Annotated in this window: 13 protein-coding genes and 1 tRNA gene; 7 read left to right on the top strand and 7 right to left on the bottom strand. The window is 68.0% G+C overall.

The window, feature by feature from the left end:
- Position 1 precedes the first annotated feature (1 nt).
- From ACIQTU_RS06920 to ACIQTU_RS06935, 4 genes are all read right to left on the bottom strand, one after another.
- Positions 2 to 4,219 (bottom strand): translocation/assembly module TamB domain-containing protein, encoded by a 4,218-nt coding sequence (locus tag ACIQTU_RS06920; protein WP_400544358.1) that lies wholly within the window; start codon positions 4,217 to 4,219, stop codon positions 2 to 4.
- The gene (locus ACIQTU_RS06925) at positions 4,216 to 6,009 is read right to left on the bottom strand and encodes an autotransporter assembly complex family protein (protein WP_400544361.1); all 1,794 of its coding nucleotides are present in this window, start codon (positions 6,007 to 6,009) and stop codon (positions 4,216 to 4,218) included. Before ACIQTU_RS06925 ends, ACIQTU_RS06920 begins: the two co-directional genes overlap by 4 nt.
- Before the next feature lie 56 nt (positions 6,010 to 6,065).
- Positions 6,066 to 6,344: a hypothetical protein gene (locus tag ACIQTU_RS06930; RefSeq protein ID WP_400544364.1), complete on the bottom strand. Its 279-nt coding sequence runs from the start codon at positions 6,342 to 6,344 to the stop codon at positions 6,066 to 6,068.
- Between the two features lie 109 nt (positions 6,345 to 6,453).
- Positions 6,454 to 7,548, bottom strand: coding sequence for a CaiB/BaiF CoA transferase family protein (locus tag ACIQTU_RS06935; RefSeq protein ID WP_400544367.1), 1,095 nt, complete (start codon positions 7,546 to 7,548; stop codon positions 6,454 to 6,456).
- Between the two features lie 160 nt (positions 7,549 to 7,708).
- Between ACIQTU_RS06935 and ACIQTU_RS06940 the strand changes: the two genes are divergently transcribed.
- From ACIQTU_RS06940 to ACIQTU_RS06955, 4 genes are all read left to right on the top strand, one after another.
- Positions 7,709 to 7,906: a hypothetical protein gene (locus ACIQTU_RS06940; RefSeq protein ID WP_400544370.1), complete on the top strand. Its 198-nt coding sequence runs from the start codon at positions 7,709 to 7,711 to the stop codon at positions 7,904 to 7,906.
- Positions 7,907 to 8,078: 172 nt separating this feature from the next.
- Positions 8,079 to 8,155, top strand: a tRNA-Lys gene (locus ACIQTU_RS06945).
- 88 nt (positions 8,156 to 8,243) lie between these two features.
- Positions 8,244 to 8,579 (top strand): hypothetical protein, encoded by a 336-nt coding sequence (locus ACIQTU_RS06950; RefSeq protein ID WP_400544373.1) that lies wholly within the window; start codon positions 8,244 to 8,246, stop codon positions 8,577 to 8,579.
- Positions 8,580 to 8,615: 36 nt separating this feature from the next.
- On the top strand, positions 8,616 to 9,176 hold the full coding sequence (locus ACIQTU_RS06955; RefSeq protein WP_400544376.1) for a hypothetical protein: 561 nt from the start codon (positions 8,616 to 8,618) through the stop codon (positions 9,174 to 9,176).
- Here ACIQTU_RS06955 and tgt read toward each other — a convergent pair.
- The 3 genes from tgt to queA form a co-directional block, all read right to left on the bottom strand.
- A complete protein-coding gene (gene tgt, locus ACIQTU_RS06960) occupies positions 9,173 to 10,288 on the bottom strand; it encodes a tRNA guanosine(34) transglycosylase Tgt (protein ID WP_400547050.1) in 1,116 nt (371 codons plus the stop codon). The two genes, ACIQTU_RS06955 and tgt, sit on opposite strands and share 4 nt — an antisense overlap.
- A gap of 147 nt (positions 10,289 to 10,435) precedes the next feature.
- Positions 10,436 to 10,903 carry a hypothetical protein gene (locus ACIQTU_RS06965; protein WP_400544379.1) on the bottom strand — a complete coding sequence of 156 codons (468 nt, stop codon included), beginning with the start codon at positions 10,901 to 10,903 and terminating at the stop codon, positions 10,436 to 10,438.
- Positions 10,900 to 11,991: a tRNA preQ1(34) S-adenosylmethionine ribosyltransferase-isomerase QueA gene (gene queA, locus ACIQTU_RS06970; protein WP_400544382.1), complete on the bottom strand. Its 1,092-nt coding sequence runs from the start codon at positions 11,989 to 11,991 to the stop codon at positions 10,900 to 10,902. The genes ACIQTU_RS06965 and queA overlap by 4 nt, the downstream gene beginning before the upstream one ends.
- On the opposite strand from queA, the gene ACIQTU_RS06975 reads away from it, so the two are divergent.
- The 3 genes from ACIQTU_RS06975 to ACIQTU_RS06985 all read left to right on the top strand — a co-directional run bounded on the left by ACIQTU_RS06975 (position 11,990) and on the right by ACIQTU_RS06985 (position 14,952).
- Entirely contained in the window at positions 11,990 to 12,556 is a 567-nt protein-coding gene (locus ACIQTU_RS06975; protein WP_400544385.1) for a MaoC family dehydratase, read from the top strand. The two genes, queA and ACIQTU_RS06975, sit on opposite strands and share 2 nt — an antisense overlap.
- Before the next feature lie 49 nt (positions 12,557 to 12,605).
- Positions 12,606 to 14,279, top strand: coding sequence for a lysine--tRNA ligase (locus ACIQTU_RS06980; RefSeq protein WP_400544387.1), 1,674 nt, complete (start codon positions 12,606 to 12,608; stop codon positions 14,277 to 14,279).
- 193 nt (positions 14,280 to 14,472) lie between these two features.
- Positions 14,473 to 14,952 carry an SH3 domain-containing protein gene (locus ACIQTU_RS06985; RefSeq protein ID WP_400544389.1) on the top strand — a complete coding sequence of 160 codons (480 nt, stop codon included), beginning with the start codon at positions 14,473 to 14,475 and terminating at the stop codon, positions 14,950 to 14,952.
- Positions 14,953 to 15,045 lie beyond the last annotated feature (93 nt).

Here is a 15,045-nt window from a genome sequence, read left to right on the forward strand (position 1 = left end):
CTTAGCGGCTGCGGTTGCGTCGTCGATCGGCAGACGCGCCGCCGCCGGGGCGGTCGCTTTCGCGGCGCCAGCGCACCGAGATGCTGGCGTCGCCTTCGCCGCCGAACTTGGAGCTGACGGCCAGGTTGCGGCGCACCTGCCACTCGACATTGACCGCCGCCCCGCCTTCGCCGCCGCCGATGATCTCCAGATAGACGTCGTCGGTGATGTAGCGCCCGCCGGCGACCGTCAGGCTGGAGGCCTCGCCGCCGAAGGACAGGCGGTCCAGACCGGCCAGTTCGCGCAGGTTGCCGATCACGTCGAAGCCGCCGCCGCCCGCCAGCGAGGCCACGGCCGAGGCCAACTGCGCCGCCTCGAAGCCTGACAGCTGCGAGGCCGAACGTCCGAACAGGACCTGCGACAGGATTTCGTCCTGAGGCAGGGAGGGGGTCGAGGTCAGCTCGATTCTGGGCTGGGCCGCCGTGCCGGTGACCTTGATGGTGGCCGTCAGGGCGGGGTCCTCGCGAACCGCCGCCAGATTCAGGCGGATGCGCGCCGGATCGGTGGACAGGATGACCGAGCCGCTGTCGTCGAAGACGAAGCGCTTGCCGGCGAACTCATAGTCACCGCGCACGACATTGGCGGTGCCCGTCAGCACCGGGCGCGTGATGGTGCCGCGTACGCGGGCGTTGGCCGTCAGTTCGACATTCAGGCCGCGCCCACGCACGTGGATTTCACGCCCGGTCAGATTAAGGTTCAGGCCGATCTGCGGGCCGCGCCCCTTGGTCTCGACCTCGACCGGATCGCCGCCGGGGCGGTTGATCTCGACTACGTCCATTTTCACTACGCCGTTCGAGCCGGGCAGGGTCGGCGAGATGTTGGCCTCGTCGATATTGAGGTCGCCGCTCAGCTGGATGTTGCCGTCCGCGCCGCGGACGGCGGTCAGCACCCCGTTGGCGCGGGCCTCGGCGATGTCGTTGTCGATGACGCGGAAGCGGGTCAGTTCCAGCCGCAGGGTCGAGCCTGAACCCTGGCGCAGGCCCAGGTTGCCATTGCCGGTCACCGTGCCCTTGACGCCGTCGGCGGCCTCGAAGCGTTCGATCACGGCCTGGTTGTCGTCGAACCGGCTGGCCAGGCTGACGCCCTCGAGGCGCAGGCCGGTGATGCTGTCCCGGAAGGCCCCCTGGGTCAGGTCCAGGCGACCGTTCAGGCGCGGGTCGTTCAGCGTGCCGCTGAGGGTGGCGCGGCTGGCGATCTGGCCGGACAGGGACTGGGCGCCGCCGAGGAAGAGGTCCCAGATAGGCTGGATCTGGCCGTTGATAGCGATTTGCCCCGACATGTCGCGGGTGCGCTCGATGGCCAGACGCAGGGGGGCGGCTGAGGCCACGACCGGCAGGCTGATGTCGGCGGAGGCCTGAACCGCAGTGCCGTCATTGCCCTGGGCGCGGATGCGCAGGACGTTGTCGCTCAGGTCGGCGTTCAGCGTGCCGTCCACGGCCAGGCCGCGGGGGGCGTCGATGCTCCGCAGTTGCTTCAGGTCGACATTGGCCGAGCCGTTGAGCGTGTCGCCCGAGCCTTGCAGCGAGACCCGGCCGGTGATCTGGCCGCGCAGGTCGGGGGCCAGAGATCCCATCTCGACATTGGTCAGTTCAGCCTGGATGACGCTGCCGACCTTGTCCTGACGCAGTTCGCCAGCAAGGACGCCGCCGCCGAGGCCCAGATCGACACGCACGACCCGGCCGTCGCCGTTCAGGGCGATGATGGCGGGCGCGCGGGTGGTGAAGGCGACTTCGCGCACTCGGCCGCCGCCGCGAAGGGTGATGCTCTGTGCCGGCCCCTGCCGTGAGTACTCGCCCGTGCCGTTGAACTGGACCGGGTTGGCGCCGCCGACGTCGGCGGACAGGGAGAACGGCAGGCGCTCCAGCGTGCCCTGGCCCTTGAGCGACAGGCTGCGGATCACCCAGGTCGAGCCGGCCAGACGCACATTGCGGCCGGTCACGTCCAGAACGGCGCTCTGATCGCCGCCGTCGGTCAGGCGCACCCGGCCGTTGGCCTCGCCGGAGGCCAGGAAGGCTCCCTGACGTGCGGTGAAGGTCAGGTCGGCGCTGGAAGGATAGTTGTTGGACAGGGCGATAGCGCCCTGGGCGGTCACGCCGCCGGCGTTGACGTCCACCTCGGTCAGGCGAAGGCTCTTGCCGCCGAGGAAAAAGTTCCCGGAGGCGCGCGCCGGGCCGTAGTTGGAGCCGGAGTTGAGCACGAGCCGTCCGTCGGACGCGTCGGCGCCCTTGCGGAAGCTGAGGATCAGGTCGGCGTTGGTCAGGATCAGGCCGCTGGCCGACACCTTGTCGAACGCGGCGCGAAGGTCGGCGCGGGGCTGGGCCAGGGTGCCGGTCAGGGCGCCGTCGCCGCTCATGGCGCCGTCGATGGCCACGGGGCCGACGCCGAACGGGCCGTGCGCGTCCCAGTCCAGAGCCAGACGCATCTTGCCGCCCTCGATCAGGCCCTTGGCGCCCATCCGTCCGGCGGCGCCGGTCAGTTCGCCGCGGTCGATGGACAGGACGCCCCTGTTGTAGGACCCCGCCATGGCCAGACGCGGCGTCTGACCCAGAAGGCGATCCAGTTCGTCCATGCCGACGCTGAGGCGCGAGGCGCGGCCGTCAAAGCTGATGGTCCAGGGGCCGTTTCGGGCCTTGCCGGCCTGGATCGGGCCCTTGAACGAGCCCTTGGCGCCGGGGCGGATGCGCGAGATGTCGGTGATGTCGGCGTCGCCGCGGAAGCTGAGGCCGCCGGTGAGGTTGCGGCCGCCCGATCCGGTCAGGGTCAGGGCCTGACCCCGCCCGTCGATCTTCTTCAGCAGGTAGGCGCCGTCGCTGGTGCGCGAGCCTTCCAGCTTCACATGCGGGGTGGCCCCCAGCAGGGCGCCGATGATGCCGGCGGTCGAGCCGCCGACCGCGCGCGCGTCGGTGACGACGTCGAACTGGCCCTTGCTGTAGCTGAGGGCGAGCGGCCCCGAGACGCGGGCGGCGCGGTAGCTGGCCAGGTCGGCGTCCTGAAGACTGGCCGAGCCCTGTACGCCCCACGTCTTGGCGTCGCCCTTGAACACGCCGGTATAGGTGGTCGCTCCGGCCAGGGTCGGGCCGGCCAGACGGGTGAGCGACGGCGTGGTGACCGTCAGCTTGATCCCGTCCGGGGCGGCGCGCTGCTTGAGGTTGATCAGGCCCGAGGCGCGGGTGGTGATGTTCTCGGCGGTCAGAGTCCAACTCATGGCCTGGACGTCTTCGGCGTCCCGCACCGGCAGGCTGGCGAAACCGAAGCGCGCCGTCTGGCCGATGCGGCGAGCGAAGGGCTCCAGCAGGTCCGAGCCCGAGAAGTCGGCGGCGCCGCCGATCCGGGCGCCGGTCTTGCCGTAGCGGCCCTTGACCGTCAGGGGGATGAAGTCGCCGGTCTTGACCTCGATGTCGACCAGTTCGCCATTGATGACGGCGACGGCCGAGAAGGGCTTGTCCGGGGAATAGCCCAGCGAACCTGCGATCGGGCCGCCCTCGGCTTCGCCCGCGCGCAGGTTGACGCGCAGATCCTCGGGCTTCTTGCCGATGATCGCCTTGAGCAGCAGGTGGTCGCCCTTGCGGTTCAGGCTGAAGGCGTTGACGTTGACTTTCTTGTCGCCGCGACGCGGGACTTCGGCGTCGCCGCTCAGGGTCCAGCGGCCGTATTCCTTGGAGAAGCCCTCCATCAGTTCGACATTGGCGCTGAACTTGTCGATGTCGACGCTCAGGGCTTGCGGGCCGCTGGGCTCTGTCCGGGGTTCGAACTGGGGACGGCGGAGCAGACGGATCTGATCGGCGCTGATCTCGGTGGCATGGAAGCGGCGCATCAGCAGCGGCCAGTAGGACCAGTCGACGTGGATGTTAGTGGCTTCCAGCCAGACGCCGTTTGCGTCGGTGATGGTCACCCGGTCCAGGGTGAAGTCGTCGAACAGGTCGCCCTTCAGGCCCTCGACGTTGATGCGGCCATAGCGGCTGATCTTCTTGCCGGCGACGAAGCTGGTGACCAGTTCGCGGCCTGGGTCCGAGACCAGATACATCCGTCCGCCGACCATCAGGACGATGGTCAGGGCCACAAGGGCCGCGACAACGACGCCCGCGACGAAGGCGATCAGTTGCAGGCGCGTGCGTTTGCGCTTTTCGGCCTTGGCCGGCGTTTCCGCTTCGGGTTCGTGAGGCGGAGGGATGTCGGTCAAAACGCCTGGCCGATGCTGATATAGAGTTGGAATTCGGAGTCGCCCTCACGCTTGTCCAGCGGAATGGCGATGTCGGCGCGCACCGGGCCGAAGGGCAGCTTGTAGCGCACCCCGACGCCGGCACCGTAGCGCATGTTGTTGAAGTTCGGCGTCTCCTGGAAGCCGACCGCGCCGGCGTCGATGAAGGCGACGGCCTGGAACTTCTGGCCGATGTCGTGTCGCACCTCGATCGAGGTCTCGAACAGCGACAGGCCGCCGCGCGGCGTGTTGTCGGGCAGGCGCGGATTGATGCTCTGGTAGGAGTAGCCGCGCACCGAGCCGCCGCCGCCGGAATAGAAGAGGCGGTCCGACGGCACCGTCAGCTCCTGACCGCCGATGATCGAGCCTAGCCGGACGCGTCCGGCCAGGACGGTTTTGGCGCCGTCCTGCAGGGGCAGATAGCCGGTCGCCTGGGCCTCGCTGCGCAGGAACAGCACCGTGTCCTCGCCGGTCACTGCGGTCGGCTGGGCCGAGACATAGAGGCGATAGCCGGTGGTCGGGTTCAGCGGATCGTTGGAGCGGTCCATGAAGGCGATGCCGCGCCCGGTCAGGATGGCCAGGTCGCGATCGAAGGTGATCGGGGCCTGGGTGATCGGGTCGAAACGATTTTCCGTATAGCGGCCCGCGTCGATCCCCAGCCCGTAGGTGAAGAAGGAGGTCTTGCCGATGCGCTGCGACAGGTCGGCGTTCACGGTCAGGGCGCTGCGGTCGTAGGCGTCGGTCTGTTCGTTGACGAGGTAGGAGGACAGCTTCAGCGTCCGGCCGGCCTTGCGCCAGTGCGGGAAGCTGGCCTCGCCGCCCAGTCGGCTGTCGATGCTGGCGAAACGGAGCCCGTATTTCAGCGTCGCGGCGCGACCGAAGCGGTTGTAGCGCGTGCGGAAGACGTCCACGCCGACGCCCTCGGCGGTCGAATAGGTGGCGCCCGCCTCCAGCAGGCTGCGCGGACGGTCAGACAGGCCGACCACGACCGGGCGCAGGCCCTCGGGCGTGACCTGATCCAGCGGCGCAAGGGAGACGCTGACGCCGTCATAGACGCCGGTGTCCAGCAACCGGCGCTCCAACTCGGCCACATCTTCGGGATCGTAGCGGTCGCCGGCGTTCCATGGCGCCAGGTTGACGACCCAGTCGGGATTGGTCGGCCCCTGGGTGCGGACCAGGATGCCGTCCAGCCGCACCAGCTCGCCCGAGGCGATGTTAAAGTTGGGCTGCACGGTGAAGGTGGCGTGATCCACGACGACCCGGCGCGGTTCGGCCTTGGCGTCGGCGTAGCCCTCGCGCGTCAGATTGGCGACGATCCGGCCTTCGGCGTCCAGAATGTCGGCGGCGCGACCCGGCTCTCCGGGCTTCAGACCGATGTCCTTGGTCACCACCTCGGTGGTCACGGGATCGGGGACGGGGGCGACCCAGTTGACCTTGGTCTCGCTGAGTTCAAAGCGACGCCCGGGCGTGACGGTGACGACGGCGACCGGCTTTTCCTCGCCCTCGACGTCGTCCTGAAGCGTCGGCTGATAATAGCCTTCTGAGCGCAGCAGGGCCTCGGCGGACTCCATGGCGGAACGCGCCCGGCGGCGGGCCTCGAAGCGATTGGCGGGGGCGCTGTCCACCTGTCCGACCGCCCGCTCCAGTTGTCGGCGCAGTTCGCTGTCGATGTCGCCGCGAATCTCTGCCTTGGGCTCGGCGGCGAGCGCCGCGTGGCCGCACACGGCCCAGAGCGCCACGCTGGCGAGAAGGAGATGAGACCTCGACGTCAAACTGGAGCCTTGGGTTCAGAGCGAGACAACCGGGAACGAACGTCGTTCAGGCGGAATCAGTAGAACAGCGTATCGCTTTCCGGCTGCACCGTCTGTTCCGAGGTGCGGTTTTCGGGCGGCAGGGTGTCGACCGGCGGCGGGGCCTCGGTCGGGACCGGCGCCTCGGCCACGGCGGGGGCGGCCGAATCCTCGGCGGCGGGCGCGGCGGGCTCTTCGGTCTGGATCTCGACGGCCTCGTAGTCCTCCTCCGAGCGCGGATCGCTGCAGGCCGCCAGGGCGGCGGTGGCGGCCAGGCCGGCGGCCAGGAGCAAACGTTTTACAATCAATCGGTTCATCTGGTTTTCTTCCCCCTGTGGGGTGGCAAACGTCGTCTGCCCGGCTGGGTTCCCTCGGCTTGTCTACCGAACGAGAATGAACCGCAACTGAACCCTTTTCGTCACGGTTTCAGGCGTTTTTGTTCGTCCAGCCGGCCAGGGCCTGATCCAGCGGCAGGAGAGGGCGGTCCGCGCTGACCGGCGCGGCTGCGGCGGCGAAACGCGGCGCGGGCGCGGGCTGGACGATCCCGGCGCCCACAAAGGTCCCGCGCGCCTGATTGTGGGGATGCTCCGCCGCCTCGCTCATGGTCAGGACCGGGGTGACGCAGGCCTCGGTTCCGGCGAAATGCGCCGCCCAGTCGTCGCGGTCGCGCGTGGCGAACAGGCCGGCGAAGCGGGCCTGCAGCGCGGGCCAGTGCTCGCGATTGAACTGCGGCGCCTCGTCGGGCGTCATGCCCAGACCCTTGATGAGGGCGGCATAGAAGCGCGGCTCCAGCGCCCCGACGGCGACGAAACCGCCGTCGCGACAGGCGTAGCAGCGATAGAAGGGCGTGCCGCCGTCCAGCAGGTTGGCTTCGCGCGCGTCGCTCCACAGACCGCGCGCCTTCAGGGCGTGGAACAGGCTGGTCAGCAGGGCCGAGCCGTCGGTCATGGCGGCGTCCACGATGCGCCCGCGTCCGGTGGTCTTCGCCTCGAGCAGGGCCGCCAGAAGGCCGCTGACCAGCATCATGGCGCCGCCGCCGTAGTCCCCGACCAGGTTGAGCGGCGGGCAGGGTGGCTGATCGCCCGCGCCCATGGGGTGCAGGGCGCCGGACAGGGCGATGTAGTTGATGTCGTGGCCGACCTGATCCGCCATCGGCCCGGTCTGACCCCAGCCGGTGACGCGGCCGTAGACGAGGCGCGGATTGACGACGTGGCAGGCGTCAGGCCCCAGACCCAGCCGCTCCATGACGCCAGGGCGGAAACCTTCGATCAGGGCGTCAGCGCTCTTGATGAGGGCCAGAACCTTGCCTCGATCATCGGGCGATTTCAAATTGACCGGCACGGCGGCGCGGCCGCGATGCAGCACCTCGCCGCCGACCTCGTCAAAGACGGCGGCGGGGGCAGCTCCGCCGCGCGTCAACCGCAGGACCTCGGCCCCCATGTCGGCCAGCACCATTCCGGCGAAGGTGACGGGCCCCAGGCCGTCGATTTCAAGGATGCGTAGTCCGGCGAGAGGTCCCATGGCGCAAAGCTAGACTGGAACGACGCGCGCTGAACAGGGCTGGAAAAGCGAGCGTCTGCCAGAAAGCGGCCGGTTTTGGAGCTGTGCCGCTAAGATTGCTTGCCCCAATGGCGGCGACCCTGCACGGGGTGTGCAGGATTAACGGACGACCGGAACCATCGTGACCGAAGCTGAACGAATCGCCGCCCTGCTCGACATCGTCGACGTGGACAGAACCCAGGACGCGGGCGTCAGCGCCCAGCTTGTGGTGTTTGGGCTGGCGGAGCGGTTCGGCAAGTCGGGCAAGCTGCGTCCGACCAATGCAGGCTGGAACCTGATGGGGCCGCAGGGCCGGGCCTTCCGCACCGAATACGGATAACCTTGGCGTGCGACGCGGGGCGGGGGCTTCCGAGTATTTTCCTCACAAAATACGCGTCTTCTGACGTTGAAGCTCTTGACCTGCCGTCGCGAATGAACCAGAAACCGCCTCCGCAAACAGGCGCTGCGCTTGTTGGCGGGAAGCAACCCAAGTGGTTGATTTCAAAGAGTGTGCGCCCCTAGCTCAGTTGGTTAGAGCATCTGACTTTTAATCAGAGGGTCCTCGGTTCGAGCCCGAGGGGGCGTACCATCTCCCCTTTTTTCTGATCTCCCGAGCCGACGACGGAACGTCCGTCTGCGCCCTGTGGTTCTGTTCAGGAATCCAAGGGAGATCGGCCATGCCGCATCAGAACACCACGTCTTCCAAAGCCACGTCGCAGAATGCGGTGAACGATCCGATCGCTCCGAACGATCAGGCGCGCGAGCAGAATCGGTCGGTTCACCCCGAGCCGCGTTCCTATGCCGCCCACGACGTCGCCGATTCGACCCTGGCGGGACCGGCGGCGGGCGAGGTGGCCGACTACGCCGACGAAGGCGAGGCCATGGGGATGGCGGGCCAGCAACAGGGCCGCAATCACAACACGCGCCCGATCCGCACCGAGGCGCACAAGGGCCAGGGCAAGAAGACGCGTCAGGCCAACCACGAACGGTTCAACACCCGCGGGCCGCATTAGCCTTCACCGTACGGACGCGGCGTGGTCTAAGGCGGGATGCGTCATCTTCCCCTCGCCATCGCCGCCGTTTCCATTTCGCTGGTCCTGACCGGGTGCAACGCCGGAGCCTCGGCGCGCGGCGGAGCGGAACAGGTCGGGGCAGGGCTTGGAAACGCCGTCACGGCGCCGCTGGACGACTTCAACCTGCGTCGGCAGGAAATCCCGACGGTTCTGCTGCAGGCGGAATCCAGCCCCTATGATCTGCGCAATCTGAACCACTGCCGCACCATCGCCGCCGAGATCGCGCGGCTGGACGAGGCCCTGGGGCCGGATGCGGATGCGCCGCCGTCCCAGGACGGCTCCTATTTGAGCGAGCGCGCCGCCGACGCGGCGGCCTCGGCCACGCTGGACGCGGTGCGCGGCGCGGTGACCGACTTCATTCCCGCGCGCAGTTGGGTGCGCCGCCTGACCGGCGCCGACGCGCACAGCAAGCACGTGCAGTCGGCCATTCAGGCGGGCCTGCGTCGTCGATCCTTCCTCAAGGGCGTGGGGATGCAGCGCAACTGCGCCCCGCCGGCCGCCCCGGCCGGTTTCGTGCCCCGTCGGACCCGCAGCTAGGCCTTCAGGTGACGGGCACGGAAGTCGCGGCGAAACTGCTCGAAACGACCTTCGCTGATGGCGTCGCGCATGGCTGCGGTCAGGGCCTGGAAGAAGGCGATGTTGTGCCAGCTCAGCAGGATCTTGCCGAGAATCTCATCGGCGCGGATCAGGTGGTGCAGGTAGGCCTTTGAATAGTCGTTGGAGGCGGGGCAGGGCACGTCCATGTCCAGCGGGTCCTGATCCTCGGCGAAGCGGGCGTTCTTGATGTTGATCGGCCCGTCCCAGGTCCAGGCCTGACCGTGGCGACCGGCGCGGGTCGGCAGGACGCAGTCGAACATGTCGACGCCGCGATAAACCGCCTCGACCAGATCGATCGGTTTTCCGACGCCCATCAGGTAGCGGGGACGGTCCTTGGGCAGGAACTCGGGAGCGAAGTCGAGCACCTCGCACATGGCCTCATGGCCTTCGCCGACGGCCAGACCGCCGATGGCGTAGCCGTCGAAGCCGATCTCTTGCAGGCGTTCCGAGGATTCCCGGCGCAGGTTCTCATAGGTCGAGCCCTGCTGGATGCCGAACAGGGCCTGAGTGTCGCGCGTGCCGAAGGCGTTCTTCGAGCGCTGCGCCCAGCGGGCCGACAACTCCATGCCCTGACGGGCGCGCTTTTCCTCGGCGGGCCAGGCGACGCATTCGTCCAGTTGCATGACGATGTCGGAGCCCAGACGGTCGGCCTGAATCTGGATCGAGCGTTCCGGCGTCAGGACGTGTTTCGACCCGTCGATATGGCTGGAGAAGGTCACGGCCTCTTCGGTCAGCTTGGCAATCCCCGACAGGGACATGACCTGGAAGCCGCCCGAGTCGGTCAGGATCGGCTTGTCCCAGCGCATGAAGTTGTGAAGGCCGCCGAGGCGCTCCATCCGCTCCGGGCCGGGACGCAGCATCAGGTGATAGGTGTTGCCCAGCAGGATGTCCGCGCCGGTCTGCTTGACCTGATCCACAGTCATCGCCTTGACCGTGGCGGCGGTGCCGACGGGCATGAAGGCGGGGGTGCGGATGTCGCCGCGCGGGGTCTTCAGCACCCCGGTGCGGGCGCGGCCTTCGGTGGCGGAAATTTCAAACGGAAAGGGCAACAGAGACTCCGCTCATTCCGGCGGACGCCGGAAGTCCAGTGAGCCGCAGACGGGCGGCGTGATTTCGAGATTGCTCAACCACGGAACGGCCCGCCCTGTCACCCAAAGAACTGGGTCCCGGTTTCCGTCGGGATGAGCGGGAGAAGGAAGCTAGCGCAGGCTTTCCAGCATTTCGGCGCGTTGCAGGTCCTTGGGGCGACCGAACAGGCGGAAGGTTTCGATCTGCTCCTCGACCGAGGGGGTGAAGACCGTGAAGTCCTCCAGCGCGACCGGGATGCGGGTCGAGAAGGTCACTGGAACCCAGTCGCCGCCTGCGCGCACGTCCATGTTGGCCATGACGTCCAGCGGCACAGGCGTGGTCAGGATCTGGCCGAAGACCTGCGAGCGGAACAGGCCCTCGCCGGGATCGGGCGTGACCTGGCCGTGCAGGCCCTCGATCAGGCGGCGCGCGTCACGCGGGCTGCACAGGATGTCGATGTCCGGCGCCCGCCAGTCGCGCAGGCCCCACAGCACGAGGGCGGCGCCGCCGAAGATCCACCATGGGTCCTGAAGCTCGCTCGCCGCCGAGGCGAGGATATCCAGCGAGGCGGCGAAATCGTCGGGCAGATCGTCGGTCATGCGTCCTTCCTGAACAGCAGGCTCCCGTCGCCATAGGAATAGAAACGATAGCCGCTGTCGATGGCGTGGGCGTAGGCGGCGCGCATGGTTTCCAGCCCGGCGAAGGCGCTGACCAGCATGAAGAGGGTCGACTTCGGCAGGTGGAAGTTGGTCATCAGCACGTCGCAGGCGCGGAAACGGTAGCCGGGCGTGATGAAGATGGCGGTGTCGCCGTGGAAGGGCTGGACCACGCCGTCCTCGGTCGTGGCGCTTTCCAGCAGACGCAGCGAGGTGGTGCCGACACAGACGATGCGGCCGCCCGACGCGCGCACGGCGTTCAGGGCGGCGGCGGTCTCGGGCGAGACCTCGCCCCACTCGGAATGCATCTTGTGGTCGGCGGTGTCGTCGGCCTTGACCGGCAGGAAGGTGCCGGCGCCGACGTGCAGGGTCACGGCGTGGGTGCTGACGCCGCGCGCGCGGATGGCCTCCAGTAGGGCGGGGGTGAAGTGCAGGCCCGCCGTCGGCGCGGCGACCGAGCCGTCATAGGTGGCGAACACCGTCTGATAGTCCTGCAGGTCGCGGTCGTCCTCGGGCCGCTTGGCCGCGATATAGGGGGGCAGGGGCATGACCCCGACGTCGCGGATGGCGTCGTCCAGCGCGGGGCCGGCCAGGTCGAAGCGCAGGGTGATCAGGCCGTCTTCGTTCTTTTCCTCGACCGTGGCGTCGAGGCGGCCCAGTTCGCAGGCGGCGTCGCTGTTGCGGCCGAAATGGATGCGGTCGCCCGGCTTGATGCGCTTGCCCGGCTTCATGAAGGCGGACCAGACGTCGGGGGCGTCGCGGTGGTGCAAGGTGGCCTCGACCTCGACGGTCAGGGTTTCGCCTTCCGGCCCGACCCGCTGGCGCACGCCCGACAGGCGGGCGGGGATGACCCGCGTGTCGTTGAACACCAGGGCGTCGCCGGGCTGCAGGAAGTCCGGCAGGTCGCGGACGATCCGGTCGTCCAGCGCGCCGTCCCTGACCACCAGCAGGCGCGCGGAATCGCGCGGCTCGGCAGGGCGCAGCGCGATGCAGTCATCGGGCAGGTCGAAGTCGAAATCTGAGGTCAGCATGAGGTGGGGCAAAGGCCATGCCCGCGCCGCCGGGTCAAGGCGCAGGGCGGTTGGCCGCGCCGCGCGAAGCGACTATCTGACCCGCAGTTCGCATGAGGAAGACGACATGGCCGATCGCTATCTGGATGACCTGACGGTCGGCGAGAGTTGGGAAGGCGCGCCCTTCACCATCACCGAGGCCGAGGTGATCGCCTTCGCCGAGCAGTTCGACCCCCAGCCCATGCACATCGACGCCGCCGCCGCCGCCGAGGGCCGGTTCGGGGGCCTGATCGCCAGCGGCTGGCACGTCGCCTCCCGGGTGATGCGGGAATATGTCGACGCCGCCCATTTCGGCGCCACGCCCATGCTGGGCATCAGCATCGACGACCTGCGCTGGCTGCGCCCGGTGCGGCCGGGCGACGCCCTGACCGTCCGCCGCGAAATCCTGGCCGTCACCCCGTCGCAGAGCCGTCCCGACCGGGGCACGGTCAAGACCAGGACCTGGGTCCGCAATCAGGACGGCGATCTGGTCATGACCTTCGAGAACCTGATGCAGTTCCCCAAGGACGCCTCGGTCCGGCTCTGATCCGCCCGCTGCGGTTGACCGCGGGCGTTCAAGGCTTCAAAGCCCGTGGATGCTTCAGAACCTTGAAACCCTGTCCCGTGAGGCCCGTTCGTGGCCGTTTGAGCAAGCGCGCAATCTGCTGGCCCACGTGCTCAAAAAACGGCTGTCGGATGCGGAGCGCGATGCGGCGAAACTGCTGATCGACGCGGGCAAGGCGGATGAGGCTCTGGCGACCTTTGAGGCGCTGAACCGGCCGGTGATCCTGGAGACGGGTTACGGCCCGTCGGGTCTGCCGCACATGGGTACCTTTGGCGAAGTCGCCCGCACCACCATGGTGCGCAATGCGTTTCGCGCCCTGACCGGCGATCACTGGCGCACGCGCCTGATCGCCTTCAGCGACGACATGGACGGCCTGCGCAAGGTGCCGGAGGGCGTGCCGAACCCCGAGATGCTGCGCGAAGACCTGCATCTGCCGCTGACCAAGGTGCGCGATCCGTTCGGCACGCATGACAGCTTCGGCGCGCACAACAACGCCCGCCTGCGCGCCTTCCTCGACAGCTTCGGCTTCGACTACGAGTTCATGTCCTCGACCGAGACCTATCGCTCGGGTCGGTTCGACGCGACCCTGCTGACCCTGCTGGAACGCTTCGACAAGGTCATGGGCATCATGCTGCCGACCCTGGGCGAGGAGCGACGCGCCACCTATTCGCCCTTCCTGCCGATCAGCCCGATCACCGGCCACGTGCTGCAGGTGCCGACGCTGGAGCGCAATGTCGAGCGCGGCACCATCGTCTTTGACGACCCCGCCGGCGGCCGCACCGAACTGCCCGTCACCGGCGGCCATGTGAAGCTGCAGTGGAAGCCCGACTGGGCCATGCGCTGGACCGCGTTGGACGTCGACTACGAGATGTCGGGCAAGGACCTGATCGAGAGCGTGCGCGAGAGCGGCAAGATCTGTCGCGCCCTGGGCGGCACGCCGCCGGAAGGCTTCAACTACGAGCTCTTCCTCGATGTCGAGGGCAAGAAGATCTCCAAGTCCAAGGGCAACGGCCTGACGATGGACGAGTGGCTGCGTTACGGCACGCCCGAGAGCCTGAGCTGGTACATGTTCCAGTCGCCGAAGTCGGCCAAGAGCCTGCACTTCAACGTCATTCCGCGCGCGACGGACGACTACCTGTCCTTCATCGAGCAGTACAAGACGCAGGAGCCGGCCAAGCAGATCGACAACGCCGTCTGGCACATCCATTCGGGCCAGCCGCCCGAAAGCGCCTCGCCGGTATCCTTCGCCCTGCTGCTGAACCTGGTGGGCGTGGCCAACGCCTCCAGCAAGGACCAGCTGTGGGCCTATTTCGCCAAATACCTGCCGGACGCCACGCCTGTGAGCGAGCCCGTGCTGGACCGGCTGATGGGCTATGCGCTGAACTACTACGAGGACTTCGTGAAGCCCTCGAAGACCTATCGTCTGCCCGACGACAAGGAGAAGGCGGCGCTGCTGGATCTGGCCGAACGCTTGAAGGCCCTGCCGGCCGACACGACAGACGGCGAGATCATCCAGGGCGAGGTCTACGCCGTGGGCAAGGCGCATGAGTTCGAGCCGCTGCGGGCCTGGTTCCAGGCGCTCTACGAGGTGCTGCTGGGCGCCTCGCAGGGGCCGCGCTTCGGGTCGTTCGCGGCCATCTATGGTCTGCCCCAGACCATCGCTCTGATCGAAGCCGGGGCGAACGGCGAACTGGCCAAGGCCTGATCAATAATGGAGCCGCCGCAGGGAACTGCGGCGGCTCTTCTTCTTTCGGCCTCTTCGCCTCGTGGCCTCAAGTAGCGCGAAGCGCGGTAGGCCCCCTAAGAAACATGAACCGAAAATAACGGCGAGGCCGGGGGAGCCTTCAGCTTCGCCGGGGCATTGTCTTCCTCACGACACTCGATGACAGGAGAGAGACATGTCGAAGTTCTTCAAGGCGGGTCTGGCCGCCACCGCTATGTTCGCTGCTTTGGGTTCGGCCGCCGTGCCGATGACCGCCAGCGCCATGCCGCAAGCCAACGGCATCACCAACTGTGACGCTCCGGGCGGCCGTCAGCAGGCGGGCGCCGCCATCGGCGCCGTGCTGGGCGGCCTGGCCGGCAGCCAGGTGTCCAAGAATGAGCGCGCCCTCGGCGCCGTGGTCGGCGCCGGCGCCGGCGCCGCCGCCGGTTCCTACATCGGCTGCAACCAGCAGCGTGCGCGTTCGGCCAACCAGGCGGCCGCCAACTCCTACCGCGCCACCTCCAACCTGCGCATCCGCACGGGTCCGGGCGCCAACTATCGCCAGACCGGCAGCCTGTCGGCCGGCCAGCCCTTCACCGCCATCGGTTCGCAGGGCGAGTGGGTGCAGATCGCCGGCGGCGGTTGGGTGAACGCCCACTACGTTTCGCGCAACTAGGCGTCTGACAGTTTGAGTGGAGAGAGCCGTCCCGGTTGGGGCGGCTTTTTCTTTTGGCGCGCTATCGGCCAGTCGGCCTGCTTGAGCGGCATT

It is taken from the genome of Brevundimonas sp. NPDC090276 (assembly GCF_044772165.1).
In the GTDB taxonomy this organism is placed as follows: Bacteria; Pseudomonadota; Alphaproteobacteria; order Caulobacterales; family Caulobacteraceae; genus Brevundimonas.

Excerpts from the sequence above, each read along its gene's own strand:
- ACIQTU_RS06930 (WP_400544364.1), bottom strand. The coding sequence starts at position 6,344 with ATGAACCGATTGATTGTAAAACGTTTGCTCCTGGCCGCCGGCCTGGCC.
- ACIQTU_RS06935 (WP_400544367.1), bottom strand. The coding sequence starts at position 7,548 with ATGGGACCTCTCGCCGGACTACGCATCCTTGAAATCGACGGCCTGGGG.
- ACIQTU_RS06950 (WP_400544373.1), top strand. The coding sequence starts at position 8,244 with ATGCCGCATCAGAACACCACGTCTTCCAAAGCCACGTCGCAGAATGCG.
- ACIQTU_RS06955 (WP_400544376.1), top strand. The coding sequence starts at position 8,616 with ATGCGTCATCTTCCCCTCGCCATCGCCGCCGTTTCCATTTCGCTGGTC.
- ACIQTU_RS06965 (WP_400544379.1), bottom strand. The coding sequence starts at position 10,903 with ATGACCGACGATCTGCCCGACGATTTCGCCGCCTCGCTGGATATCCTC.
- ACIQTU_RS06975 (WP_400544385.1), top strand. The coding sequence starts at position 11,990 with ATGAGGTGGGGCAAAGGCCATGCCCGCGCCGCCGGGTCAAGGCGCAGG.
- queA (WP_400544382.1), bottom strand. The coding sequence starts at position 11,991 with ATGCTGACCTCAGATTTCGACTTCGACCTGCCCGATGACTGCATCGCG.
- ACIQTU_RS06980 (WP_400544387.1), top strand. The coding sequence starts at position 12,606 with ATGCTTCAGAACCTTGAAACCCTGTCCCGTGAGGCCCGTTCGTGGCCG.
- ACIQTU_RS06985 (WP_400544389.1), top strand. The coding sequence starts at position 14,473 with ATGTCGAAGTTCTTCAAGGCGGGTCTGGCCGCCACCGCTATGTTCGCT.